Origin of the sequence: Tunturibacter gelidoferens (genome assembly GCF_040358255.1) — a bacterium.
In the GTDB taxonomy this organism is placed as follows: Bacteria; Acidobacteriota; Terriglobia; order Terriglobales; family Acidobacteriaceae; genus Edaphobacter; species Edaphobacter gelidiferens.
The window spans coordinates 4,503,650-4,527,546 of sequence record NZ_CP132938.1 but is presented as its reverse complement, the minus strand read 5'-3'; the positions used below and the strand labels follow the sequence as shown (position 1 = coordinate 4,527,546).

Sequence of the window (23,897 nt, the reverse complement as noted above, 5' to 3'; positions counted from 1 at the left end):
TCTAAGCATAAATGGATGAGAGGGTGAGCTGCTGACACGAGCCAGCCGGATCCAGAGAATGGATCGCGGGATGTAATCTGCTGGTGGTGGGATTTTTACTCCCTGAGGTGATTTCGAAATATGCCTACGTTTGCCGCGATCGATATTGGGTCGAACTCTTGCCGGTTGAAGATTGCTACGGTTCAGATGCACCGATTGAAGACTTTGCACGAAGATCGTGAAGTTACACGACTGGGGGAGAGTGTTTTTCAGACCGGAGTGATCTCACCGGAGGCGATGGCGGCGACCATTCGGGCGCTCAAGCGGTTTCATAAAGCGGTACAGCTCCATGTGGCGGATAAGGTCCGTGTGGTGGCGACGAGCGCGATGCGGGATGCGCGGAATGCCGCGGCGTTTACCGAGTGGGTGAAGGCGACGACGGGATGGAGCGTTGAGGTGATCTCGGGGCTCGAGGAAGGGCGGTTGATTCATTTGGGGGTGGTGACGCATGAGGTCGGGGCACGGGGTCGTTGCCTGCTGATTGATCTGGGTGGCGGGAGCTGTGAGGTGACGCTCTCCGATGGTGGACGGATCAAGACGATGGTGAGCATGCCATTGGGCGCGGTACGGCTGCAGGAGGAGTTTCTGCGAACCGATCCGCCGTCGAAGGAGGATGTTGCACGGTTGAAACAGTTCATCGACCGCGAGTTGAAGCGGGCAGAGAAGAAGCTGGGGACGCCGAGGGTGGGGTTGGTGATTGCGACCTCGGGGACGGCGTCGGCGCTGGCGGAGGCGAGCGGTCATGTTCGCATAGGCAGAACGGTGAAGAAGACGCTGGCCAAGAAGCGGCTGGAGCGCGTGGGGGCGTTGACTGCGGATACTCCGGATGTGCGGAGGCTGGCTGATCGATTGGCGAAGATGAACAATGCGGAGCGGGAGGCTGTTCCGGGGATCGGTCCGCGGCGGTCGGAGATCATTATTGGCGGGTCGCTGGTGTATGCGAGCCTGCTGGAAAAGATGGGATTGAAGGGCTTTCGCTACTCGCCGCTGGGGCTGCGGGATGGGATGTTGGCGCAGATGCTGGCGGAGGTGGATCTACGGACCTCGGTACACCAGAAGATTGAGAGCGAGCGTTGGGCGGGAGTGCTGGAGGTCTGCGAGAGATATGGAATCGAACAGCGGCAGGTGGAGCCGGTACGGCAACATGTGGTGGAGCTATTCGATGCGCTGGCACGAGTGCATGAGCTGCCGGAGGAGTACAGGCTGTGGCTTGAGGCGGCGGCGATGATGCAGGATGTCGGCAAGTTTATGAACCACCAGGGACACTACCGGCATACGCAGTACATTATTGCGAACTCGGAGATCTTCGGATTTTCTCCAGAGCAGCGAATGATTGTGAGCGCCGTGGCTCGTTATATGGGGAAGAGCCGGCCGGATCCGCTGGACCGGCCGATGCGATGGATTCCTGTGGAAGAGCATGCCAACGTTACGCGGGCGGTGGTCCTGCTGCGGCTGGCGGTAGCGCTGAATCAGGATCGGGCCAGCGCGGTACTCCAGATGAAGACCCACGTGTATCCGAAGCGGGTGCTGCTGGAGCTGGTGCCGGGGCGCGGCGGGGCAGAGTTAGAGGCCTGGTCGCTGAAGAAGGAAGCGGCTTACTTCCGCGAGGTCTTCCGGCGGGAGCTCTTCGTTGAGGTGGCGTAGAGGGCGCGGACGGTACGAGGATCCAAAAGGGCTTGCAGGGTGGCAGGGCCGCGGGTTAGGACGACACGGGCAATGGACCCCTTGCGGAGGCGGATCTTGGCTTCCGGGCTTGAGGCGGGCACCAGGAGGGAGCCTAAGAAGACAGATATGTTGGGGTTATGGCCCACAACGAGAACGTTTTCGCGATTGGAGAGCTCGCGAAGGAGCTTTTGGAAGTCTTTTACGGTGGCGGCGGGGGCCAGTGCGTCAGATTGTTGAATCGGCGCCTCGTAACCGGTCTCGGTGCCGATCATAGCGGCGGTCTGGAGACTGCGCTTCAGCGGGCTTGAGACGATGAGGTCGAACTGTATGTTCAATGCATTGAGCACGTAGGCGAGTTGTAGGCTGTGTTTTTTTCCTTCTTTATCGAGCGGACGCTTCATGTCGAGAAGGGGGTTGGCTCGGCGAAGGCCGGCACTGGCATGGCGAAGAATATACAAATTCATAATCTATTCACATTCTATCGCAGTGTTGTTTCTGGAACATGGCCGGGCGGTGAACGTGTGGTGAGATCCCGGACTAATGCGGTGGTTTGGCTGGATCGTGATGGAAGACTCCGGGATCTGGTTCGTCGAGCGAGGGTGAGGCGGGTTCCGGGTTTGGGATCGGGTCGAGGGGCAGGGCGGACTGCGGAGTTGGTATGGAGTGATTGGGGTGCAGAGGGTCGATGCGGTTGACCGTGCCAACGATTGGAAGGATCGGCAAGGGAGAGGGGGTGAAGATGGGGTTCTGGAGCGCGAGGGAGATTTCGGCTCCGCGCTGCCAGAAGCGGGTGAATAAGAAGACGAAGAGGCCTGATTGGGCGAGCAGAAACATTGGCCAGACTCGCGGCTGGGCGAGCATGTGCATCGAGACGCGGGCGGTGAGGATTACGGCGGCCGCTCCGAGCAGGGTGAGAAAGAGGAAGATGGGCCACGCTTGCGAGAAGTGAGCGCGGAGGGTTCGCCCCGCGGGTGCAAGGGCGCGGCGGACGCGGCGGTCTGGCTTGCCGTTGTGGCGCAGATGCAGACCTAATTGGACGGTGTAGACCTCGACGAGATCGAAGTAGAGACGAAGGATGGAGGCTACGAGGAAGATGAGGATGTAGCCGATAAGGGTTGCGAAGAAGGCATGACGTTCGACCGCGTGTTTGTCAACGTGATCAGCCCACTTGGACTGGAGGAAGACGAGAGGGCCGAGGATGAGCGTCGAGATGAGGATGGTGAGGAGAGTGATTCGGAAGAATCTCCAAAAGTGGAGCAGGCCCTGGTGCAGAAGAGTACTAAGGCGGGCAGGGCTCTTGGTTTGGTAACAGTAGAGGGTTCCGGGCACGAGCAAGAAATACACGAGGAGATAGAGGGGAATAGCGGAGTAGGACTCCGTCCTGCCGCCTGAGGGACCGTCTTGAAGGCGGAGAAAGGCTTCGCCCATTGTGCCGAGGTCGAAGCCGCCCATGAGTCGTTGTGCGGCCATGGAGTGATCCATGATGGAGCTGAACTGACTATGGAGGCGAACGGTGAAGAGTAGAGCGAGGCCGAGATTGAAGACGTAGGCCCACAGGACCGCCGGGAAGCGACGAAACGTCAGGAAGAGGCCGTGAAGGAAGATGTTGCGGCGTTCGAGCATGTGGCGGAACTCCTGATTCGTGTTGCGGGGCTTGGGCTTTGTCGGACGATTACTCACACGATCCAGGCACTCACACCATCCAAGAGGAGAGTTGGGCTAGAAGTTGTTGAACGTTGAGCCAGATATTGGAGATCTTGCGTGCAGGGATGTTGTTGGGTGTTGTGACGTAGCTGTTGTTGAAGAGGTCTTTATCGAGTGGGATGACGTGGTCAGGGTCGATCTCGACGGAGACGATCTTGGCGTTGCGGGTGTAGGTGAGCTTGGTCCATCGGTCCAGGCCGTCCCAGTGTTCGCGAAGGCGCGTGCCGTCGTCGAAGGCGATCTCGGCGGTGACGGGAAGGGTGAAGTCGCCCTTGCGATGCAGGTAGACCGTGGAGAGGTATTGGATCTGCTTCTTGTCTTTAGTTTCGGGAAGCCACCACTTGACTGGATCAGAGGAGACTTGATCCACGGTGTAGTCGAGAACTTGCGTTCCGTAGACGGCCTGATTGAAGTAGGGGCGGAGGCTTGAGATGGGGACAACCTGAGAGTTGCTCGGAGCGTTGAAGACGGCGGCGAGGCCGGTCTGCGGAATGAACTGGGGCGTGTCTGCATGACGCGCGGTCTGAGTTGAAGGATTGATGACTGTGCCTCCGAGGGCGGTTGCGCGACCGTTTTTGATGGCGACTTCTTCGATGGTACGGAGGAAGTCTTCGGTGGTTGGATGGGTGAAGCGGTAGCGCATGAAGTAGGTGCGCATCGCTTCCTCCATGGTGTCGCGACCGATGAGGCCTTCGAGTGTGGCGAGGAGTGTCGCCGACTTACCGTAGGTGATGCCGCCGTAGGAGAAGAAGTCACGAAATTTGAAGGCCCAGCGGGTGACCGGATCGAAGTCAGGTTTGGCTCTGTAGTCGAGGCGACGGAGGTCGGTGTCGCTGAAGTTCGCGTAGGAACGTCCGAAGACGGAGTTCTGGGAGCCGAGGATCGCGTTCATGACCGTAACTTCGGTGTAGGAGTTGATGCCCTCGTCAAGCCAGGCATCTTCGAACTCGTTGGTGGCGACCATGCCGTACCAGTACTGGTGGCCGAACTCGTGCTCGGCAGCTTGCTCGGTGAGGTAGGTGGGATCGTACCAGGAGGTGTCGCCAGTGAAGAGAGTGGGATACTCCATGCCGCCGATCTCGGAGCCTGGTTCGGGATCGATGACGGTGATGATCTTATAGGGATAGGGCCCGTAGCGATGGTCATATTGCGCGAGGGTCTTCTGCATGATGTCGAGGTAACGAGCACCGGCTTTGGGATGGGCGGCGAGCGCGAGGACGTGGATCTTTACCGGGCCGAGGGAAGAAAGATAGGTGCCATCGGTGATGGTGAAGTTCGGGCTGGCGGCCCAGGCGAAGTCGCCTATGTCTTCGCCGTAGAAGCTGAGAGTCTTGGTGTTGTCCGGGTTGATGGCTTCACCCGTGGGAATGCCGCTGGCTCCGACGACGTAGCGGCGCGGGAGGGTGAGTGAGACGCGGAAGGTGGCGAAGTCGGAGAAGAACTCTGTGGTGGAGTGGTACTGGTGGCAGTTCCAGGCGCCGTGCCAGAAGACGCCGGGCTTGGGATACCACTGGCCTCCCATGATGAAGTCGCGCTTGTAGCCGTTGCGCGCGACGGAGAGAGGGAAGACGTCGTGGAAGTCGAGGCGGAAGGTGATGGAGTCGTTGGGCGCGAGCGGGTGAGGGAGGCTGAGCTCGGTTACGGTGTGGTCTTCGGCGTTGTTGTCGTCGGGTGCGATGAAGTGCATGGCTGTGGTGAGGTCGCCGTAGCCGTCGGCCTCGATGTGGGAGATGGTGATGCTGCCGCGCTCTTCCGCGGGATAGTCGTTATCGTCTTCGTTGCCGCGAACACCGCCGGTGAAGTGGGTTTCGCTGGTGAAGGTGGACTCGGGGCGGAAGGCGTTGAGGTAGAGATGAAAGGGGATTGAAGCGAGGGGCTGGCCTGTGAGGTTTTTGTAGGTGAGGGTCTCGGTGGCGTCGAGGGTCTTTTTACCGGTGTCGAGTTTGGCGTCGATGTTGTAGGCGACGACCCGGGTGGAGAGAGGTTTGCCATCGGGGGAGTTGGTGGCGATGCTGGGCTGTGGAGTTGTTTGGGCCTGGACGGCGAGCGGTAGAAGGAGTGCAGCGACGAGGAACGGTTGGGTGCGCGGCATACCGGGATTGTAGGTGTGGTTGTGGGTTTGGCGAGGAAAAAGTTTGTGCTCCGTCGTCGAGGGGCTCATGGAGTGGCCGGGTTGAACTGCCAGAGTTCGGTGACCAGGATGCCGGCGAGTCGGTGTCGATGTGCGATTCGAGTGAGGCCTGCTTGCTGGAGGGAGGTGGCGTGGTCGGGGAGTCGAGCGGTGCGGAGCCCGGTGAGGATGCGGAAGGCGAGGTAGAGAGTGCGGACGAGGACCTTTGCAGGGAGACGCATGGGGCCGCTGGGGATGTGGAAGTCAGAGACCAGCCAGAGGGCTTTCGGGGCGAGAGTTGGTGCGATGCGGTTGACTAGATTCTCGAGGTCGGGCTGCGTGAGGCAGTCGAGGAAGAAGTGGGTGACGATGAGATCGTAGGGTCCGTCGAGTGGGCAGGTGAGTGCGTTGGCTTGGTGGGTCTTGAGGCGGGTGGATGCGTTGGGGGCCAGGGCTTCGCAGCGTTTACGGAGGAGCAGGAGCATGGCGGCGCTGGTGTCGATCGCATCGGCGCGGAGGTGAGGATTTTCGGCGAGGAGTTGGGCGAGGAAACGGCCGTCGCCATCGCCGAGGACGAGGGCTTGCTTGCGCTTGAGGAGGCTTGGAAGGTAATGGAGGCGGCAGTCTTCGAGAGCGCGGCCGAGGGTGATGTATTCGAGCCAGCGATAGGGGCGTGCGATGAGATCGAAGTTGGGTTGGGCGGTCGTCATCGAGGGAGGAAGGGGAGTAGGAGGAGCGGAGTGATGAAGGCGAGGTCGGCGAGGCTGCGGAGGGCGAGCCGGCCTGTGTGGTGGCGACGGCGATGGAGAAGGAGAAGGGATGTGGCAGAGACGGCGATCGCAAATGGGATTGGCCAGGAAGCCTGGTGGTCGAGCCGGGTGAGGGCGGCGCTGAGGAAGATGAGGCCGGTGGTGAGAAGGGGAAGGTTGCGGAGGGCCAGATGAGTGGCGGCGTGTGCCTGATGATCGGATTGCGGAAGAGAGCTGTGTTCCCAGGCGTAGATGAAGAGGCAGTTGAGGCTACACGCGGTAGCGAAGAGGATCGCGAGCGGGAGCAGGGAGATGCGGAGGTCGGGACGGCGAGCTACGGTAGGGATAAAGGTGGCTGCGGCAAAGAAGAGGCCGACGGCGATCTCTTTTGGGAGACGGTGAGCGCTGCTGGTGGCGTGAATGAGTATGAAGTAGCCGCAGAGCAGGCCGCCGAGGATGAGATAGAGCTGGATCGCTGCGGCTTCGAACCGGGGTAGGAGAACGGCAAGCGCGATGGAGGCTGAGAGGATGCCTGCGAGGAAGGAGCGGCGGTGTCGGTTGTGGAAGTAGTGGCGCGCTTCGAGCTTTCCGTTGTTTGATGTGCCGATGAGGCGGGCGTCAAGAAGACGGTCGGCGGCGTAGAGCATCCAGACGGCGAGGAACATGGCTACGATACTGACCGCTGGTAGATGGAGGTGGTTGGCAGAGGCGATGAACCAGGTCCAAAGGGCGGCTACTGTGGGGGCATCGAGGGAGAGAAGATGCCAGAGGGTGAGGGGATTCCTGGGAGATGTGGCTTGGTGGCTGAGAGTGGCGGTGTGGGGTGGGGTTTGGGTCGCTGTCGTCACCGTCAGTCTGGTCCTTTCCATTAGTCTCTGATGCCATTGGTTGTGCGATTGGGGGTGGAATTTGGGGGGTCCCCCCGGGGGGTACCCTACCGTAAACTACCTTTTTTCAAATATTTACGATTTTTTGCCCTTTGCAAAATCTTCATTCCAAAAGGGTTGCGGGTAAATTCGTCCAATCAAAGGGGTTACGGTTTAATGTCGAAAACCCCGGTGGTTTCCGGGGTTTTTCTCTTTGCTTATTCATTCATTATAGCTGTTGGCGTGAAACTAATACGCCACGTGAATGTGCTGGATTGGCGCGGGTTTTCGTGGTTTTGGGGCTTGACAGGTTTTTTGGTGAGCGCGCAGGTCTTGGTTGACCATCGCTTAGGGTGGCGATTGTCTGGTGATGGGAGAACGTGCAACGACAAAGAGCAAAAGCAGATCCCCTTCGGGGATGACAACAAGAAAAGCAGAAGAAAAAGCGACGGCGACGGCAACGGCAAGAACAACGGCAGAGTTTGGTAAAGGAAAAGGCTAGGCGGTGGTTTCGACTGGGTGGGGGATCGGTGTAAGAGGATGGGTCTCTGCGGCACCGGTTACCCAGAGGCCGGGGTCGATGTCGGGGAATATGCTGTCGCGGAGTTCGATCTCGGTGAGGCGGGTTTGCTCGGCTTCGGTGATTGCGCCGGTTGACTCGAAGGTCTGCCAGAGGGCTTTTATTTCATTGAACTGATCGTTATGGGTGAGGAAGCGAATTTCGGCGTAGTCGCGAGCTGCACCGGTGGTGATCAGGAATTGCCAGTCGGAGGACTCCAGGAGGAGGAGTTCGCGGCATAGTTGTTGCATGATGCGAAGGCCCAGTGAGGAGGTGCGCCAGAGGCCTGCGGTGCAGACATCACGGGTGTAGAGCTCGGCGGGGTAGATGTGGGTGTAGGTCCAGCTGGTCTCGGGGTTGAGCCAGACCTGGTTGTTGCCTTCGGATCCCCAGGAGCCTTCGTTCATGGCGATGAAGCCGGCGCGCGGGTACTGGTCGAGGTAGTCGGCGCAACTGATGAGCTTGATCCCCGAATCGTAATCATGGAGATTGCGGGCGACGGATTCGAGCCAGAGGGGACCCTCGAACCACCAGTGGCCGAAGAGTTCGGCGTCGAAGGGGGAGCAGAGGATGGGTGGGACGGTGTCGTTGAAGCCGGATTTGAGTGCCTCGTAGACGAGATGGACGAAGTGGCCGGCGTGAGCCTTGGTGCGCTCGGCGGCTTCGTGGGGGTAGTAGGGCTGTTTGTCGTTCATGTCGACCCTGGAGCCAGTGACGCGCCAGTAACGATGACCGCCGGGCCAACGCTTCTTGTGGAAGTCGAGGTAGACGCTGTCGCCGGGGTAACCGGTGTCGCCGGACCAGACCTGGAGGCCGGTGCGGGGATCGCGGGGAAAGATGGTCGTGGCGTGTTGCTTGTCGTAGGGTCCGTCGACGTAGTAAGGCTGATAGAGGGAACGATGCGGCTGATGGGTCTGGCGATCCTCATCAGGGCTTTGCGGCTTGTTATCGCCGGGGCGGTCGTAAGGGGAGGAGGTGCGCCTGGACTCCTCAATAAGGTGGGTGTCTACAAAGAAGAACTCGAGGCCGGACTCGGAGAGAGCTTGTTCGATGCCGATGCGATTGAAAGCTGGAGGGGTGGGGCTGCCGTCGGCGTTAGAGACGGGGTAGCTCCAGGGACCGGCGGGACGGTAGCCACACTCGGGTGCCCAGATGCCGCGGGGAGCTTTGCCGATGTGGCGGATGTGGGTGTCGACGGCGGTGCGGATCTGGGCTCGGACGCTTTCGTCGGTGCCGAGCAGAGGCATGTAACCGTGGGTGGCGCCGCAGGTGATGATGTCGATGAGGCCGGTGTCGTTGAAGTGGCGGAAGGCGGCGATGAGATCACGGTCGAAGTGGTTGAAGTCTTCGAGTGCCTGGGAGAAGAAGCGCTGCCAGAAACGGGCAGTCTCGGCGAGATGACCATCGCCGGCTTGCAGGAAGAACGCCTCGTCTTCACGGGCGGCGACGATCTTGCGAGTGAGGTAGTGAGGAAACTCGGCCAGGAAGACAGGGTGAGAGAGCTGTTCGAGCAGGATGGGCGAGAGGTTGAGATTGCAGTTAAAACGGATCTGGTCGCGCTCGAGATTTTTGAGGACACGGAGGAAGGGGAGGTAGGTCTCGGCTGCGGCTTCGTGGAGCCATTCCAGGCCGTGGGGCCACGTGCCGTGATTGACGACATACGGAAGATGCGCATGCAGGGTGAAGGTGAGAAACCCTGCGGGGCGAGACGCATTGTCGAGCGATGCCTTCGTCAAGACGGAACACCTCTGGAGTGATGGTTCGGTTAGGGGCAGTCTTGTGACGGATTCGTCGGCTGCAGCTTGGTTTAGACCGGCTTCGCGATGATGAGTTTCAGGAAATGGGACGACAGGCCGAGTGGTCTGCGTCCATTGTTCTAAACGGTTAGATGCAAAGTTTTGCTATTGGGGCGGCTGGTCTCCAGGCCGCTGTTGAAGATCGGGATTGGAGCTGGTGCTCTCGGTATTTTTTGCGGAAACTCTGAGAGATAAAGTGTTGGTCAGGCGGAAGCGGATGAGGCTTTCGGATGGGATCTGAACTTGTTCGCCGCGGGTGATGGTGTTTGCGCCAGCGCCGACACCGCCACCGGCTGCTGCGCCGATTGCTGCTCCTTTGCCACCGCCGAGGATGCCACCGAGGATAGCACCGACGGCTGCTCCGCCGCCGACTTTTTCGGCTGTATTTTTGCCGCGGCCCTTGCCTTCGACGCTGTAGGGTTCTGTGGTGACGGCGAGCTTTTCGCCGCGCCGGTTGATGCTGGTGAGTTCGACGGTAAGTAGGGAACTGCCTTTGTAGTGGGCTGCTTCCTGAACGGCGGAGACACGGCCCGAGACAGGGGTTCCCTGGCGAATGACGACGAGACCGTCGAGGATGATGTCGGTGGCAACGGTGCCGGTAAAGCTGTCGCCCTGTTGGGTGGTGGCGCTGTCGAGAGTTTGAGTGATGCGAATGGGGATCGTGGTGTCGGGTGGAACTGTGATGCTACGGAATTCAGGCGCGGGCGGCGGGGGTGGAGGAGGCGGAGGGAGTTCCTGCTGGGGGGCCGGGGGCGGGACGGCGGCTGCTACCTGAGGGGGAGGAACATCGGCAGGCGCAGACTCGTGAACGACGGGGGCGGGCTTTGGCTTGGGTGTTGGCTTGGGGGGCGGGAGTTTCTTTGGTGCGACGGGGGGAGGGGGTGGAGGCGGAGGAACGACTGCGGCAGTGATGGCGGGAGCGGGAGCCTGCACGGAGAGATTGTTGACTACAGTCTTGATCCCGGCGACTTGAGCGGCGTCGGCTGCGGCGAGGGAGCGCGCTGCTTCGCTGCTGACGTTGCCGTTGAGGGTGGCGACGCGTCCCTGGACGGAGGAGTTGATGGGCTCGGACTTGAGTGCGTCGTCCCCGAAGATGCGGCTTTGCACAGCGGCGGTGAGACTGGCGTCGTCGGTAGGAGTCGCGGGCGCGGAACTCTTGCATCCGGAGAAGCCGAGAGTGATGGCTAGAGTTGCGACGGCCAGTAGGGCGCGGGTGGCGGAGAGATGACGTTCGGCGTACATGAAACCCCTTTCGTGCGTCGAGTGACTTGCACTGCGAACACTCTAAATCACTGAACAGCTATCCGATGCAGCGTCTCAGTTCGAAGTTTCGAGGGAATGATGGGTTTCCCTATCTTTGCGGAGCGGTGGTCTTCCTGGGGATTAGACGAACCTGTTTCCGAAAGATATCGAAAAAATCATGGGTAGCATTTTGGCTCAGATCAAGCAGGGATGCCCAGCAGGGCATGCGAGGTTCTGGGACAAATGATGCGTGGTGACGATGAGGGCGCGCAACCTAATTGGAACGCAGGGCATCTCCCTAAACGAAGGCAGTGCGGCTTTACCGGTTGATTGGGCGAGGTAGGGTATTTCTGATTCGATTTCAGATCTGATGGATTAGAAATCTGCAAGTTGAGTTTGCAAGTTGAGATATAAAAGGCGGAGAGGCAGATTCCGCACTTGAAGCCTGAAGGAGGAGAATGAGCATGTCAGATAACGACAACGAGAGTGGAGTAAGTGGATTGGGTTGGTTCCTGGCGGGACTGGGGATTGGTGCACTTGTAGGGGTACTGTATGCCCCGAAGGCCGGGAAAGAGACGCGGGAAGATCTGGTAGCGAGCGCGCTCGATGCTAAGGACAAAGCGGCTGTTCTTGCGCAGCAGGCGCAGGATCGCGCGACTGTTCTGGCCGCACAAGGCAAGCAGCAGGTGAGCGAGTACGTTGATCGGGGTAAGGAGTACTATGACCGCGGTCGGACTCAGTGGGCTCAGTATGTTGAGAAGGGTAAAGGCCTGGTGCAGGAGCATACCGATAAGGTGAGTGCTGCGATTGACGCGGGTAAAGAAGCGTATGCGAGCACGACGGGCGAATCTCACTCGTAAACGTTTATCTTTTAGTCGTTTCTGATAGTCTGGGCCCGGTCGACCCTTGCTGGCGGCCGGGCCCTATGATTGTTATCTCGTAACTTGAGGGATTGAGAGACGTTATGGAAGCGATGCGGATCGTGATGTCAGGAATGTGGCTGCAGGACCCGGACTCGCTTTCGTCGGGGAATTCGAGGTTGCTGATGGTCTTCGTCGGGATGGTCGCGGTTGCGCTGATCGTACAAGCGATCGCTCTGATTGCGATGGCAGTCGGCGCGGCGAAGACGAGGAAACGTGGGCTTGAGATTTTCGAAGAGATTCGCGCGAAGGTGATGCCGCTCATGGAGAGCTCTCATGGTTTCATTCAGGACACTGCTCCGAAGGTGAAGATCATCACGGAGAACCTGGTTGAGACGAGCCATGTTGTTCGCGCGAAAGCTCAGGAGTTTGACGCGACCGCGAGCGATTTGAACTCGAAGACACGGGCGCAGATGGCGAGGGTGGATGGGATGGTGACCTCGGTTCTGAATACTACTTCCGACATCTCGGAGACGGTTCAGCGGGGGATCAAAGTTCCGCTTCGCGAGGTTTCGGGGCTGGTGAATGGGCTGAAGGCGGGGTTGGACGTTCTGGCTGGCCGGGCGAAGGGATTTGGAAGCGGGCGGGCGAGCGGGCGTCGTCCTGACTCCGATGACGGCTGGTAGGTTCTGATTTCTGTCAGGTGATCCAACCACCCCCGACTACCTCGTCTTCCTGATAGAAGACGGCGGACTGGCCGGGGGTGATTGCACGTTGGGGCTCGTCGAAGAAGGCGTGGACTGTCTGGTCGTCGATGCGGGTGAGGGTGGCCATGGCCGGTGTGTGGCGGTGGCGGATCTTGATGCTGACGCGGACTCCCTCGCCTTCGGCGAGGCCGGGGATGGAGATCCAGTTGAGGCGGTTGGCGAAGAGGTCGCGGGAGAGGAGATCTTCGTCTGAGCCTACCGTCACCTGGTGGGAGTCGGGGTGGATGGCCAGGACGTAGAGGGGGTTCGGCGATGTGATGCCGAGGCCTTTGCGCTGGCCGACGGTGAAGCTCTGGATGCCTTCGTGATGGCCGATGACTTCGCCGGTGGTTGTGACTAGCTCGCCGGCTGTATTGGGGAGGTCTTCGCCCTGCTCGTCGAGGTAGGCCTTGAGGAAGGTGTTGTAGTCGCCGCCGGGAATGAAGCAGATCTCCTGGGAGTCGGACTTCTGGGCTACGGCGAGGCCGGCTTCTGCGGCCATCTGGCGGACGGCGGGCTTCTGCATCTCGCCTAGTGGGAACATGGTGCGGCTTAGCTGCTCCTGGGTGAGGCCGAAGAGGAAGTAGGTCTGGTCCTTGGACTTGTCTTCGGGGCGGGAGAGGATCCAGCGCTGTCTGACTTGGTCAAAATGATTTCGCGCATAATGCCCGGTGGCGATGCGGTCGGCGCCGATCTGCCGGGCGGTGGTGAGGAGCTGGTCGAACTTGAGGTGGTTGTTGCAGAGGGTGCAGGGGATGGGCGTGCGGCCGGCTAGGTATTCGCTGACGAATGGCTTGACGACGTCGGCTTCGAAACGCTCCTGCTGGTTGACGACGTAGTAGGGGATGTCGAGTTGCTCGGCTACGTGGCGGGCGTCGTAGACGTCGTCGATGGAGCAGCAGCGTCCCTGGACGGATTCGGGCATGCCCTCGTGTCCGGCGAGACGGCGCTGGTTCCAGAGCTGGAGGGTGAGGCCGACGAGGTCGTGGCCCTGAGCGCGCAGGAGGGCGGCTACAGCGGAGGAGTCGACTCCTCCGGACATGGCGACCGCTATCGTGTTGTTGGGCTCGTTGGGCATTTGTTATGTGCGGGCGTGAGTGGGGGGCCCCTCCTATTAGCTGCTCGTAAGGCGCTTATTTTCGTAGACTTGCGACAGGTATATCTCTGTAAAATACTACTGCTAAAGGATTTACTTGCAGATTCCTCATTTCAAAGGGCTTATGTGCTAAACGCACGGAAAGCCCCGAATTGTCGGGGCTTTTTCCTTACTCTTTATTGAGTATACCAGTTTGAGTGAAACTGATACGCCACGCGATTTCGCTGGATTGGCGCGGGTTTTGTTGTGTAGGGGGCTTGACAGGATTTTGGCGGCCTCAGTTTCGGTGACGAGAGTTGGCCGGAGCCAGCGTTGCGCCCCACTGTTCGGGACTTAGATCGCGGGCATGTCGTGAAAACAACCAGAGGTGACCGTCCAGATCGAGCGCGCCGTACTGGAGCTCGCCATAGACGGTCTCATTAAGCTCCTCGATGATGGTGGCTCCTGAGCTCTTCGTGCGTTGGAAGTGGGATTCGACGTCTTCCACAAAAATCGTGAGGCTCTGGGTGTAGGCGCCTAGCTGCGCGGGTGCGGCTCTGTCTGCGCGTGTGGACTGGACCATGATCCACGCATCGCCGAGATGCATTTGAGCGCCGCTGAGGGGGTCGCCATAGCGGTAGTGTTCCGCGAATCCGAAGGTCTTAGTCAACCAATCGATGGCTGCGGCCAGGTCGCGATAAAAGATGTGGGGAAGTACGGTGTCGACCGGGACAGAACGGTTCGCGATCATGAGCGTCCTCCTGGAGATCGTGCGAGCAAGTTTGGGGCGACGCCAATCCCCGAGGATGCGGGCTCTGGAGGGTGGCCTTATCTGTGACTGGTTTTGCATTTTACTGAGTTGCTTTCGCGACGGTGTAGAGCGAGATATTGATGCCGGAGAGAATGGCGAGTTGAGCGCCATCGGGCGATAGAGCGAACGACTGTTCGGCGAGGGAGACGTCGGGGTTGAGGGAGAAGAAGAGACGTTTGCCGTCACTGACCCTGTAGACGCTGATCTCCTGCTCCTTGAGGTCCTGTTTTTTGAATGTCTGGCCGCGTGCTCTGGAGGAGTGAGCGCGGACAACTCTAACTGCGACGTCGTTCTGGTTCGTACTGCTTGAGGATTGTTCGATCTCGTCCGAAGAACCTTTGCCGGTGAGGATGGGATGGCCGTCAAGACGAATGAGGCGATACCAGTTCTGGAGGGGAGAGTCGCTGCAGCCTACGAGGAAGACAGAGCCGGTGAGAGGCGTAGCGAGGTCCGGGCGACAGGCAGAGGTGAGATTCGCGATGGTGTGTTCGGTGCGGTCCCAGCGGAACTCGCGAATGCGCCAACGATTTCGACCGGTTGAGTTGACCCGAACCTCGCCGGTGTCGGAGAGGACTGGCGGAGGGAGAGCGGAGGTTTGGCGGGAGGTGAGTAGAAGTTCGAAGTTTTGATCGAAGAGGCGGATATCGATGTCTTCTTCTGGTTCGATGTGGGTGTCGTGGGCGAGCTCGGCATGCATGGTTGCGGTGTGTCGCTCATGTAGCGTTCCGACGGCGACGAACTCTCCGGAGGGTGAAGTTGAGACGAAGACGAGTTGGCCGGGAATGGAGGTCTCGCGAACAACGTTGAGGTCGGAGTCGAGAAGACGGAGATGGTGGCCGAGATGAACCAGGATCTGACCGGATGCGCCGTGCCAGATGAACTGACCTTCTCCCTGAACCTGCCAGTCGACGATTTTTTTTACCTTGAGCGTTGCGGGATCGAGGAGGACGGCGCGTATGGTGCGCATGGATTCGGTGCGGATGCCGGCAGGAAAGCGCTGGCGTAGTTTGTGCGGGTCGTAGGTGAAGAGAAGGTTCTGGGAGTCGAGGTAGGTCACCGTGGATTCGTAGTCGAAGGCGCTGAACTCTCGGCTGTCGTGAGGCGAGAAGCCGAAGAGAGCGGCGGAGATGGAGAGGGAGGCGTTTGCCGATACGGTGCTGGTTTCCGTGGGGACTGTGGAACAGGAGGTGGTGCAGATACTTGTTTCGTCGATCTCTGGTGGAGGAGGAGGCGGGGGAGGAGGAGCCGGTGCTGGTGCCAGAGCGGGGGATGGTGATTCGGAGCCCAGGGCGGGCGAATCTGATTTGGCCTCGAGGGCTGGGCCTGGACGAACAACGATCGAAGACTGCGGCATGAGAATGAGCTGAGTTGCGCCTTCGAGCCGGATGTTGTCTTTGAGGGAGGAGAGGACGGAGGCGCCATCGGGACCAGTGCCGACGCTGAGGGTGACTTTCTTAAGGCCGATGACCTGCCCTGCCTGGATGACTTTCGGGGTCTTGTCCTCTACGGAGTTTCCCCTGACGCTCATGTCGTCCTTCGAGTTGACGGGAGGTGGTGCGGGTGCAGTCGATCTTCCCATGCCGAAGTGCGGATTACTACTGGCCGCGCCGAACCTCGCGCCGGTGTCTGCCAATGGGATGCCCTCGTCGACGTGTGGGACGGCGATGAGGGCGAAGAGAGTGAGCGGAAGGGGAGAGATGTGGCCATCACAGTCGGCGTGGTCGAAGGCGACGGTGAGGCTGGACCCTTTGTTAAGCTTTGATCGCTTTTCGAGATCGACGACGTGGCCGACGACCATTGATCCGGCGCGAAGGTGGCAGTTGGGTTGATTCCAGTCCACGCGCGCTTTCGCGAACACCGACGCGCCGGGCGAAAGCTTGCCAACATCGAGAGCGGCAAGGAGCTCAACCTGGATGGGGGCCTGCGACGTAATGGGCAGGTCCCGATTTTTGGTCGTACGCTGAGCGAGAGAAGGAGTTATTAAAGAGAAAGGGAGAAAAAAGTGGAGCAGAGCCCGGCGAATCATGAGAAAAGCCTTAAGCACTAAGTGATTTGATCGAGTTTGAGGAAAGTATAAATGGATCCGAGGATTACCTCACGTGATGTTTCCCCAGGTCAGCAGAAAGCGCCACCGGAGGCGTGAGCTCTGGCGGCGCTTATCGGTGGCTGGGTGAGAGGTTATTTATTGATTGTTGCCGCGGTGGGGGGCGGGTAGATGGCCTGGAGGGTGAGGATCTCGTAGGGTTTGATGGGGATGGTGACTACGTCGTTGGTGAGGGAGAGGTGGTCGCCTTCGGGTTTTTCCATCATGTTGGATTCGATCGCGTAGGTAGCTCCGTGGGGGATGTGGAGTTTTACTTCGGTGGCGGTGCCGGCCCATTCGTACATGCGGAAGACTAAGGCGTCGGAGTCTTCGGCTTTTTTGATGGCGGTGAGGGTTACGTTGGGGTTTTCGATGCTGGCGAAGGAGTGTTCGGCGGGGAGGGTGCCGGTGTGGGCGAAGACTTGTTGCGCTTTGAGTGGGTCGTTGAGTTCGTAGCCGCGGCGGACTGTCTGGGCTTGCTTCCAAGTGCCGGCGTGGGGGTAGAGGGCGTAGACGAAGTGCTGGTGGCCGCGGTCGGCGTCGGCGTCTGGCCAGGTGGGGGAGCGGAGGAGGGTGATGCGGAGGGTGTTGCCGACGGCGTCGTAGCCGTACTTGGAGTCGTTGAGGATGGAGAGGCCCTGGTGGTCGTCGCCTAGGTCGGCCCAGCGCATGGAGGGGACTTCGAACTGGGCCTTCTCCCAGGAGTTGTTGCGGGTGGTGGGGCGCTCGATGGAGCCGTAGGGGATCTCGTAGGTGGCTTTGCCGCTGGTTGCGGCTAAGGGGAAGGCGGCTTTTAGGAGGACGTGGGTCTCGTGCCAGTCTACGTCAGTGGAGATGCGGACGGTGTCGGCGTAAGCGTCGAGCGAGATTTCTTGGGTGAAGTGGGAAGACTGCCATGTGCGTTGAATGCGGATGGTTTTGCGCTGCGGACCATCTTCGACGAGCTTGATGGAGTCGACTTTGGAGATCGGTGTCATAGGCGCGTCAAGCGTGCCTGGGTCGATGTTCCAGGCATCGTATTGCTTAGGTGTGTCTTTGAATGTCTGCAGCTGATTGCCGCAGGAATTGGGAGCAAGGTACTCGGGCATCCGGTATCCCGTGATGGAGTCAATGCATCCTGTCGCCTTGTTCACTTCCACCTTCAAGCCGATGTTATCAAGAGTGATGGCTTTGGCGGTCTCGTGAACCTCAACCACTGCTCCAGGCTTTACGTTCGATACGTAATTTGTGGGTGCTGTATGTATCAGCTTGTAGCCAACCGGCGGCACCTTAACGAAGGTGATCAAGGTAACGGTGTTGGTTGCGGGATCGCGGTGTAGCACTTGTGATTTGAGCTCAGCGTCCTTCTCATCGAGCAAATAGACATCGTTAGATGGTTCGGGAAGTTGGACGTTGAACTCAACGGTTTCGGTGCGGGGCCACGCTTGTGAGTTGAAGACGAGGATGGGGACGCCGGTTTTAGTGTTTGTGTCGATGCGTGCGGCGAGGGTGTTGAGGGAGTTTTCGGTGATCTCTTTGTCGGCGTGGAAGACTTCGGTGTAGTCGCGTTGGGCGTCTTTGTAGATGACGGCGATGCCGGAGCCGGCGGCTAGGTCGTGGAAGCCGTTGAAGGTGATTTTTTTCCAGTTGTCGGTAAGTTCGGCGTTGGGGTAGGGCTGGCCGTCTAGCCAGGCGAGGGAGGCTAGTTTTTCGGCGTCGAGGGTGGCTATTTCGCTGGTGCGCATGTTGCGCTTGTGCGCGGCCTGCGTGGTGTAGACGCCGCGGTGGTACTCGAAGTAGAGCTCGTCTTTCCAGGTGGGAATGCCGAGGGTTCCGTTCGCGGCTGGTGGGGCGGTGTAGCCCTTGGCGATAGAGTCGTAGTCCCAGGTGGGGGAGGTTGGGTTGAGGTTTTTTTCTACGTTGGTGAAGTACTGCTGCGCGGTATGGTAGCGCATCGTTGGGACGGCGGCTGAAAGAACAGGAGAACCGTTCGAGGCAGAAAGGTTCGGAGTGTCGTTCCGGGGCGCAGACCCTCGGGGTTCTTTGACTAGGCGCTGCGCGCTGCGCTCAGAATGACTGCCTTCTGGGTTGGGGGAAGCGGACGATAGTGCTATCCAGTGGTCGGCCTGGTCGAGCATGGCGCGGGTGGGGCCGCCGCCGTGGTCGCCGATGCCGTAGAGGTCGAGGAGCTCGGTGGTGCCGGGGTTGCGGTCGGCGGACTCGGCGAAGTCGGCGGAGATGCGGGTGGGGTTGACGTTGTCGTGGACGTAGTCGGTGGGGAAGTAGGTGAGGACTTTGCTGCCGTCGGGCGACTCCCACCAGAAGAGACGGAAGGGAAGCTGGTTGGTGTCGTTCCAGTGCATCTTCTGGGTGACGAAGTAGTCGAGGCCGGAGCGCTTGTAGATTTGAGGGAGCTGCCAGTTGTAGCCGAAGGAGTCGGGGTTCCAGCCGATGCGGGCGGTGACGCCGTACTGCTGCTGGAAGTAGCGCTGGCCGAGGAGGAGCTGGCGGACTTGGGATTCGCCGTCGGGGAGGTTGAGGTCGGGCTCGACCCACATGCCGCCGACGATCTCCCAACGGCCTTCTTTGACGCGCTGACGGATTTGGTCGTTGAGCGCGGGATATTTTTCGGCCATCCACTCGGTGTACTGCGCGGCGGATTGGGAGAAGGTGTAGTCGGGGTACTCGTTCATGAGCTGGAGCGCGGTGGTGAAGGTGCGCTTGACCACGTCGATGGTTTCACTGCGGGGCCAGAGCCAGGCGGCGTCGATGTGGGAGTTTCCGGCGAGGTCGATTTTTGCTTCGGCGAGGACAGGGTGGAGGGTGGAGAGGATCTCCTGCGCGTGGCGAAGGGATTTGTCGAAGGCGGCCTGGTCGGCGGAGGCGAGGGCGTTGGTGTCGATGGCGGCTACGGCCTCTTCTACTTTGGGGAGGAGGTCTTTGCGCGGGGTGGGGAGCGCGGGGAGGATGTTGGCGGCGGCGATGCACTGGATGCGGATGTCGTCGGGGGATGGGCGGGCGGTTGCGCCGGTGGCGTTGGGGTTTGGCTCGATGGTGAGGCGGACGCCGGAGAAGGTCTTGTCGTCGACGGTCTGGAGGAGTTTGACGGCTACGAGGATCTTATCGCCGGGGTGGGCGGGTTCGAAGAGGACGATGGGTTCGAGGTCTTCACCGAGGGCGACGCGCTTGCCGTTGAAGTAGATGATCTCGGGGACGGCACCGTTGGCGTCGGAGCGGAACTGGAAGGAGATGCGGGCGCCGGTGATGTCATAGCCGTTGAGGGTCTTGGGGACTTCGATCTCGCGGCGATACCAGACGGCTTCGTGCGGGGCTTTGGATTTGGGCTGGACGAGGGTCCAGGAGGAGTCGTCGAGGGTGGGGGATTCGCCGTGGGGGATGTCGCCTACGTGGAAGCGCCAGTCGCCTGCGGGGAGGGAGTTGAGGGTCTCGAGGGTGTGGAGCTTGGCTACCGCGGCGGGAGAGAGGTTCTTTTGTTCGCGGACTGGAGTAAAGGATTGGGCGAGGAGGGGGGCGCAGGAGAGCAGGAGGGCGAGCGAGAGCTGGCGAAGACGCATAAAGGGAGGTTAGCAAATGCAGCGACCTTTGCAAGTGCGGGGTGTCCTGCCGGACGGGCGCCCTGCGCGGGCGGCGGTCACTTCGTGAAGCGTATACCGGTCTTGGCACGAAGAACACCCACGGTCCTCCCGTTGGTCGGCACGAGCTTCTGCTTGCGACCAACGGGAGCACCAAGCGAAGCGGTACGCAAGTCACGAAGTGACCGCCGCCCGCGCAGGGCGCACTTTTATCTATGCCGCGCCGCCTGGATCAGCAACAGCACTCCGACGCAGAACAGTCCAAGGTGGACGTATTTGATAAAGGCTTCTCCGCGAAGGCGTTGATTGACGGCCCTGCCGAGAAAGATGGCGGGAAGCGCGACCGTTAGCGAGATCAGGTAGAAGTGCGTCACTGGAGGAACCCAGAGTCCCGCGAGCCAGTATCCTGCGAGCGCGACGATGCTCGCGGGCAGGAAGTACCCCTGGAGGGTGGCGCGAAAGTGCTGCGGAGACCAGCGCCGCATGGCTCCATAGACGACAAGCGGAGGCCCGTTCATTCCATAGGCGCCGCCGAGCACACCTGCGAGAAACCCGCAGCCTAGCAGCCATCTGCGGCTGTCGTCGTGGAGCCTGGGCGGTTTTTTGCCGAGCAGAAAATATCCCGAGAACGCGAGGATCAGGATCGCCAGAGCAGCCTTGACGAGGTGCTGATGAGTGCTGGTCAGAAGCGCGATTCCCAGCGGAATGCCAAGGAACGTGGGGGCAAGGAGCCAGCCCGTGCTGCGCAGATGGATCTTCCGCCAGTCCTGCGCGACGACAAGGGCGGAGATGGTAATCGAGAGGAGAACGACGACCGGAGCGGCGACCTCTATAGGGAGACTGAGGGCGAGCAGCGGGACAGCGATCAATCCTTCGCCGAAGCCGAACGTAGATCGAATGAGGGTAGCGAAGAACACCACCAGCAGAACGTGCAGATTCGTTGAATCCATTCTCTCGCAAGCATACTGTGCGAAACGAATTTGAGATTTACGCAGCGGGCTGGCGGGTGGATGGGGGCGCTGATAGTCTTTCGTGCATGAGGAATCTGCGAGTTAGAGCGGCGGCAGTGTTTGGATTCGGTTTTGTAACGATGGGTGCGGGGTGGGCGCAGAACTCGCTGCCTGCGGCTACGGCGACGGGGATTGACGCGGCGGCGGCTGAGGTGATGGAGGCCACTGGGGTGCCTAGCGCTTCGGTGGCGGTGGTGCAGGGAGGGAAGATCGCGTTTGTGAAGGCTTATGGGAAGGCGCGGCTGGAGCCTGTGATGCTGGCGGAGCCGGGGATGCAGTATTCGATCGGATCGGTGAGCAAGCAGTTTACGGCGGCGATTATTTTGCTGCTGGTGCAGGATGGCAAGGTGAAGCTGGACGATCCGGTGGCGAAGTATCTGCCGGAGTTGACGCGGGCGAAGGACGTGACGGTGCGGCAGGTGTTGTCGATGACGTCGGGGTATCAGGACTTCTGGCCGGAGGATTATGTGATGACGTCGATGATGCAGCCGGCGACTCCGCAGCACATTCTGGAGGTGTGGGGGAAGAAGCCGCTGGACTTCGAGCCGGGGACGAAGTGGCAGTACTCGAATACGAACTATGTGATTGCGGGGCGGATCGCGGAGATTGTCGCGGGGAAGCCGTTGATCGAGCAGTTGCAGGAGCGGATCTTCAAGCCGTTGAAGATGAATGGGGTGTTGAACTCGGATGCAAGCAGGCTGCCGGCGAACGATCCTACGGGGTATTACCAGCATGCGCTGGGGCCGCTTCGTCCTGCTCCGCAGGAGGGTGCGGGATGGATGTTTGCGGCGGGGGAGTTGGCGATGCCGGCGAGCGATATGGCGTTGTGGAATATCAGCTTGATGAATCGGACGTTGCTGGGTCCGGCTTCCTATGACGAGATGTTTACGGAGGTGAAGCTGAAGGATGGGAGCGGCACGCATTATGGGTTGGGCGTGCAGGTGGGGGAGCGAGATGGGCACCGCATCGTGTCGCATAGCGGGGAGGTGTCGGGATTTGTCTCGCAGAATACGGTGTTTCCCGACGATAAGGCGGCGGTGACGGTGCTGACGAATGAAGATGCTTCGAGCGCGGCGGCTGCTTTGGCGCGGAAGATTGCTCCGCTGGTGCTGGGGCAGAGTGCCAGTGCCAATGCGGCGGATAGTGCTGCGGGGGCGGAGAAGCGTGCGCTGGATATCTTTACCGGGTTACAGGATGGGAAGCTGGATCGTTCGCAGTTGACGGCGTTTTGCGATGCGTACTTTACGGCGGAGGCTGTGCAGGATTTTGCGAGTAGCCTGAAGCCGCTGGGTGTGCCTAGCAGCTTCAAGCAGGCGGACGAGGAGTTGCGCGGCGGAATGACGTTTCGAGTCTTCGATGTGAGCTTTCCGGATCGGAAGTTGCGGGTGACGACGTATGAGGAGCCGGACGGGAAGCTAGAGCAGTACCTGGTAATTCCATCGGGGAGCTAGTATCCGTTGAGAGGCGCGGCGCAATAAAGGATAATGGTCCTTGGTGTACGAGGCGTATGGTTGCACGAAGATGTTTTCGTCGTCCCTCTTTGTTTTATTTGGCCTGTGCGGCTTTCTCCCTTGAGTCAATACTTAGGACGGTGGATCAGACATGGAACTTTGGACGGAATATGAAGGAAGAACGATCGATGGAGCGTTCCCTCTCACGAAGCTGATACGGCCCGAAGGCAGGAGCGCCTTCTTTTCGACGTCGAACGGCGTAGGCGGACCGACGGTGATACGGCTGATCGAGTCTCATTTCGATGATGAGGAGATCCTGGTGCGGTGGCGCGGGATTCAGGCACTGAATCATCCGAATCTTGTGAAGCTGATTCAGTTTGGACGCGTGACGCTGGATGAGACCTCGCTGGTCTACGCGGTGATGGAGCCGGTGGATGCCAACATGGGCGAGATTGTGGCTGAGCGGCGGCTGACGGTGCAGGAGACGAGGCAGGTGGCGACGAGCCTTGCGTCTGCGCTCGACGCGCTGCACACGAATGGTTTTGTGCATGAGCATATCGAGCCGGCGAATGTGCTTGCGGTTGGCGAGGCGATCAAGCTGCGAAGCGACTGCATTCGGGAGACTCCCGAGGGGCAGGAGGGACGCGAACTGAAGGGCAAAGACGCGCGCGATTTCGCGGTGGTGCTGCTGCAGGCGTTGACGCAGAAGAAGACGTTGGAAGAGGCGAAACGAGACCAGCCGCTGGAGGCTCCATTCGATTCGATTATTCGCAAGGGAATGAGCGGAGAGTGGGGAATCCCGGAGATCGTCGCGGCGTTGCGGCCGGATACGGAGATTCGGGTAGAGGCCCGTCCGGTTGCGGTGAGCGAGCCTCAAGCGGAGAAGGTGGTTGAGACGCCTGCTGAGCTTCCGACGTATCCGACGCATCGTGTCCAGGTTCCAGTGGAGGAGAAGTCAGGTGGGATTGAAGGGCGGCGGCTTGCGATCGGTGTGGGTGCGATGCTGTTGTTGCTGCTGGTCGCCTTCTTTGTGCATGGCCGATGGTCGAAGTCGAGCGCCGCGGTGCAGGCGAATGCCGCTGTTCCTGCGATTGCGACGGAGGCGAGTGATGCGGCTGCTGCACCACCGGCACTGGAGACGCCTGCGGCTGATGCTGCTCCTGTGGTGGCTGCGCCAGCTCCCGCTGCGGTGACGCCGGTGGCTTCCGTGCCTGAGCGGGCGACGCAGGGGAGCGGTACTGGTCAGTGGCGGGTGGTGGCGTTTACATATAACGGCGAGGCTTTGGCTCAGCAGAAGGTGGCGAGTATTGCAGCGAAGCATCCCGATCTGCGGCCCGAGGTGTTTACGCCGAATGGACATGCACCGTATCTGGTTGTGGTTGGAGGGACGATGGGGCGGGATGAGGCTTTTGCTTTTGTGAGGAAGGGGCGCGCGGAGGGACTACCTCACGACAGCTATGCTCAGAACTATCGTCGGTAGTGGGGTTGGATCAGGCGAAAACAAGAAGGTGCGGAGATGGCTCTCCGCACCTTCTTTGTTTTTTTGGATGCTTGATGTC

18 protein-coding genes are annotated in these 23,897 nt (G+C 60.0%); 6 read left to right on the top strand and 12 right to left on the bottom strand.

The window, feature by feature from the left end; translation table 11 throughout:
• The first annotated feature begins 120 nt into the window (after nucleotides 1-120).
• Nucleotides 121-1,683 (top strand): Ppx/GppA phosphatase family protein, encoded by a 1,563-nt coding sequence (locus tag RBB81_RS19535; protein ID WP_353071793.1) that lies wholly within the window; start codon nucleotides 121-123, stop codon nucleotides 1,681-1,683.
• On the opposite strand, the gene sixA is transcribed toward RBB81_RS19535, so the two are convergent.
• From sixA to RBB81_RS19510, 5 genes are all read right to left on the bottom strand, one after another.
• Complete coding sequence (gene sixA, locus RBB81_RS19530; RefSeq protein ID WP_179584820.1) at nucleotides 1,635-2,168, bottom strand: phosphohistidine phosphatase SixA; 534 nt, start codon at nucleotides 2,166-2,168, stop codon at nucleotides 1,635-1,637. The genes RBB81_RS19535 and sixA overlap by 49 nt on opposite strands.
• Before the next feature lie 73 nt (nucleotides 2,169-2,241).
• Nucleotides 2,242-3,384, bottom strand: a complete 1,143-nt coding sequence (locus RBB81_RS19525) for a hypothetical protein (RefSeq protein WP_353071792.1) — start codon at nucleotides 3,382-3,384, stop codon at nucleotides 2,242-2,244.
• 13 nt (nucleotides 3,385-3,397) lie between these two features.
• Entirely contained in the window at nucleotides 3,398-5,569 is a 2,172-nt protein-coding gene (locus RBB81_RS19520; protein ID WP_353071791.1) for a M1 family metallopeptidase, read from the bottom strand.
• The gene (locus RBB81_RS19515) at nucleotides 5,566-6,228 is read right to left on the bottom strand and encodes a class I SAM-dependent methyltransferase (RefSeq protein WP_179584813.1); all 663 of its coding nucleotides are present in this window, start codon (nucleotides 6,226-6,228) and stop codon (nucleotides 5,566-5,568) included. Before RBB81_RS19515 ends, RBB81_RS19520 begins: the two co-directional genes overlap by 4 nt.
• Nucleotides 6,225-7,136 (bottom strand): hypothetical protein, encoded by a 912-nt coding sequence (locus RBB81_RS19510; RefSeq protein ID WP_353071790.1) that lies wholly within the window; start codon nucleotides 7,134-7,136, stop codon nucleotides 6,225-6,227. The genes RBB81_RS19515 and RBB81_RS19510 overlap by 4 nt, the downstream gene beginning before the upstream one ends.
• Nucleotides 7,137-7,310: 174 nt before the next feature.
• Between RBB81_RS19510 and RBB81_RS19505 the strand changes: the two genes are divergently transcribed.
• Entirely contained in the window at nucleotides 7,311-7,622 is a 312-nt protein-coding gene (locus tag RBB81_RS19505; protein WP_183787751.1) for a hypothetical protein, read from the top strand.
• A 9-nt stretch (nucleotides 7,623-7,631) separates the two neighbouring features.
• Here RBB81_RS19505 and RBB81_RS19500 read toward each other — a convergent pair whose 3' ends face one another.
• Both RBB81_RS19500 and RBB81_RS19495 read right to left on the bottom strand, forming a co-directional pair.
• Nucleotides 7,632-9,428, bottom strand: a complete 1,797-nt coding sequence (locus RBB81_RS19500; protein WP_353071789.1) for a glycoside hydrolase family 57 protein — start codon at nucleotides 9,426-9,428, stop codon at nucleotides 7,632-7,634.
• A gap of 165 nt (nucleotides 9,429-9,593) precedes the next feature.
• Nucleotides 9,594-10,730, bottom strand: coding sequence for a BON domain-containing protein (locus RBB81_RS19495; protein WP_353071788.1), 1,137 nt, complete (start codon nucleotides 10,728-10,730; stop codon nucleotides 9,594-9,596).
• Between the two features lie 464 nt (nucleotides 10,731-11,194).
• Between RBB81_RS19495 and RBB81_RS19490 the strand changes: the two genes are divergently transcribed.
• The gene (locus tag RBB81_RS19490) at nucleotides 11,195-11,590 is read left to right on the top strand and encodes a YtxH domain-containing protein (protein WP_179584803.1); all 396 of its coding nucleotides are present in this window, start codon (nucleotides 11,195-11,197) and stop codon (nucleotides 11,588-11,590) included.
• A gap of 104 nt (nucleotides 11,591-11,694) precedes the next feature.
• A complete protein-coding gene (locus RBB81_RS19485) occupies nucleotides 11,695-12,276 on the top strand; it encodes a hypothetical protein (RefSeq protein WP_353071787.1) in 582 nt (193 codons plus the stop codon).
• Nucleotides 12,277-12,289: 13 nt separating this feature from the next.
• On the opposite strand, the gene mnmA is transcribed toward RBB81_RS19485, so the two are convergent.
• The 5 genes from mnmA to RBB81_RS19460 all read right to left on the bottom strand — a co-directional run bounded on the left by mnmA (nucleotide 12,290) and on the right by RBB81_RS19460 (nucleotide 20,827).
• Nucleotides 12,290-13,414 carry a tRNA 2-thiouridine(34) synthase MnmA gene (mnmA, locus tag RBB81_RS19480; RefSeq protein ID WP_179584799.1) on the bottom strand — a complete coding sequence of 375 codons (1,125 nt, stop codon included), beginning with the start codon at nucleotides 13,412-13,414 and terminating at the stop codon, nucleotides 12,290-12,292.
• A 295-nt stretch (nucleotides 13,415-13,709) separates the two neighbouring features.
• A complete protein-coding gene (locus RBB81_RS19475; protein WP_183787754.1) occupies nucleotides 13,710-14,162 on the bottom strand; it encodes a VOC family protein in 453 nt (150 codons plus the stop codon).
• A gap of 100 nt (nucleotides 14,163-14,262) precedes the next feature.
• The gene (locus RBB81_RS19470) at nucleotides 14,263-16,248 is read right to left on the bottom strand and encodes a hypothetical protein (RefSeq protein ID WP_353071786.1); all 1,986 of its coding nucleotides are present in this window, start codon (nucleotides 16,246-16,248) and stop codon (nucleotides 14,263-14,265) included.
• A gap of 152 nt (nucleotides 16,249-16,400) precedes the next feature.
• Nucleotides 16,401-19,859, bottom strand: a complete 3,459-nt coding sequence (locus tag RBB81_RS19465; protein WP_353071785.1) for an alpha-mannosidase — start codon at nucleotides 19,857-19,859, stop codon at nucleotides 16,401-16,403.
• Nucleotides 19,860-20,086: 227 nt separating this feature from the next.
• On the bottom strand, nucleotides 20,087-20,827 hold the full coding sequence (locus RBB81_RS19460) for a sulfite exporter TauE/SafE family protein (RefSeq protein ID WP_353071784.1): 741 nt from the start codon (nucleotides 20,825-20,827) through the stop codon (nucleotides 20,087-20,089).
• A 17-nt stretch (nucleotides 20,828-20,844) separates the two neighbouring features.
• Here RBB81_RS19460 and RBB81_RS19455 point away from each other — a divergent pair, with 17 nt between their 5' ends.
• Both RBB81_RS19455 and RBB81_RS19450 read left to right on the top strand, forming a co-directional pair.
• On the top strand, nucleotides 20,845-22,338 hold the full coding sequence (locus tag RBB81_RS19455; RefSeq protein ID WP_353071783.1) for a serine hydrolase domain-containing protein: 1,494 nt from the start codon (nucleotides 20,845-20,847) through the stop codon (nucleotides 22,336-22,338).
• 151 nt (nucleotides 22,339-22,489) lie between these two features.
• Nucleotides 22,490-23,818 (top strand): protein kinase domain-containing protein, encoded by a 1,329-nt coding sequence (locus RBB81_RS19450; RefSeq protein WP_353071782.1) that lies wholly within the window; start codon nucleotides 22,490-22,492, stop codon nucleotides 23,816-23,818.
• Nucleotides 23,819-23,897 lie beyond the last annotated feature (79 nt).

Bases quoted from the DNA above. Each gene is read 5' to 3' on its own strand.
- RBB81_RS19465 (WP_353071785.1), bottom strand. From the start codon at position 19,859: ATGCGTCTTCGCCAGCTCTCGCTCGCCCTCCTGCTCTCCTGCGCCCCC.
- RBB81_RS19505 (WP_183787751.1), top strand. From the start codon at position 7,311: ATGTCGAAAACCCCGGTGGTTTCCGGGGTTTTTCTCTTTGCTTATTCA.
- RBB81_RS19470 (WP_353071786.1), bottom strand. From the start codon at position 16,248: ATGATTCGCCGGGCTCTGCTCCACTTTTTTCTCCCTTTCTCTTTAATA.
- RBB81_RS19475 (WP_183787754.1), bottom strand. From the start codon at position 14,162: ATGATCGCGAACCGTTCTGTCCCGGTCGACACCGTACTTCCCCACATC.
- RBB81_RS19495 (WP_353071788.1), bottom strand. From the start codon at position 10,730: ATGTACGCCGAACGTCATCTCTCCGCCACCCGCGCCCTACTGGCCGTC.
- RBB81_RS19460 (WP_353071784.1), bottom strand. From the start codon at position 20,827: ATGGATTCAACGAATCTGCACGTTCTGCTGGTGGTGTTCTTCGCTACC.
- RBB81_RS19450 (WP_353071782.1), top strand. From the start codon at position 22,490: ATGGAACTTTGGACGGAATATGAAGGAAGAACGATCGATGGAGCGTTC.
- RBB81_RS19510 (WP_353071790.1), bottom strand. From the start codon at position 7,136: ATGGAAAGGACCAGACTGACGGTGACGACAGCGACCCAAACCCCACCC.
- RBB81_RS19515 (WP_179584813.1), bottom strand. From the start codon at position 6,228: ATGACGACCGCCCAACCCAACTTCGATCTCATCGCACGCCCCTATCGC.
- sixA (WP_179584820.1), bottom strand. From the start codon at position 2,168: ATGAATTTGTATATTCTTCGCCATGCCAGTGCCGGCCTTCGCCGAGCC.
- RBB81_RS19485 (WP_353071787.1), top strand. From the start codon at position 11,695: ATGGAAGCGATGCGGATCGTGATGTCAGGAATGTGGCTGCAGGACCCG.
- RBB81_RS19490 (WP_179584803.1), top strand. From the start codon at position 11,195: ATGTCAGATAACGACAACGAGAGTGGAGTAAGTGGATTGGGTTGGTTC.
- RBB81_RS19520 (WP_353071791.1), bottom strand. From the start codon at position 5,569: ATGAGCCCCTCGACGACGGAGCACAAACTTTTTCCTCGCCAAACCCAC.
- RBB81_RS19535 (WP_353071793.1), top strand. From the start codon at position 121: ATGCCTACGTTTGCCGCGATCGATATTGGGTCGAACTCTTGCCGGTTG.
- mnmA (WP_179584799.1), bottom strand. From the start codon at position 13,414: ATGCCCAACGAGCCCAACAACACGATAGCGGTCGCCATGTCCGGAGGA.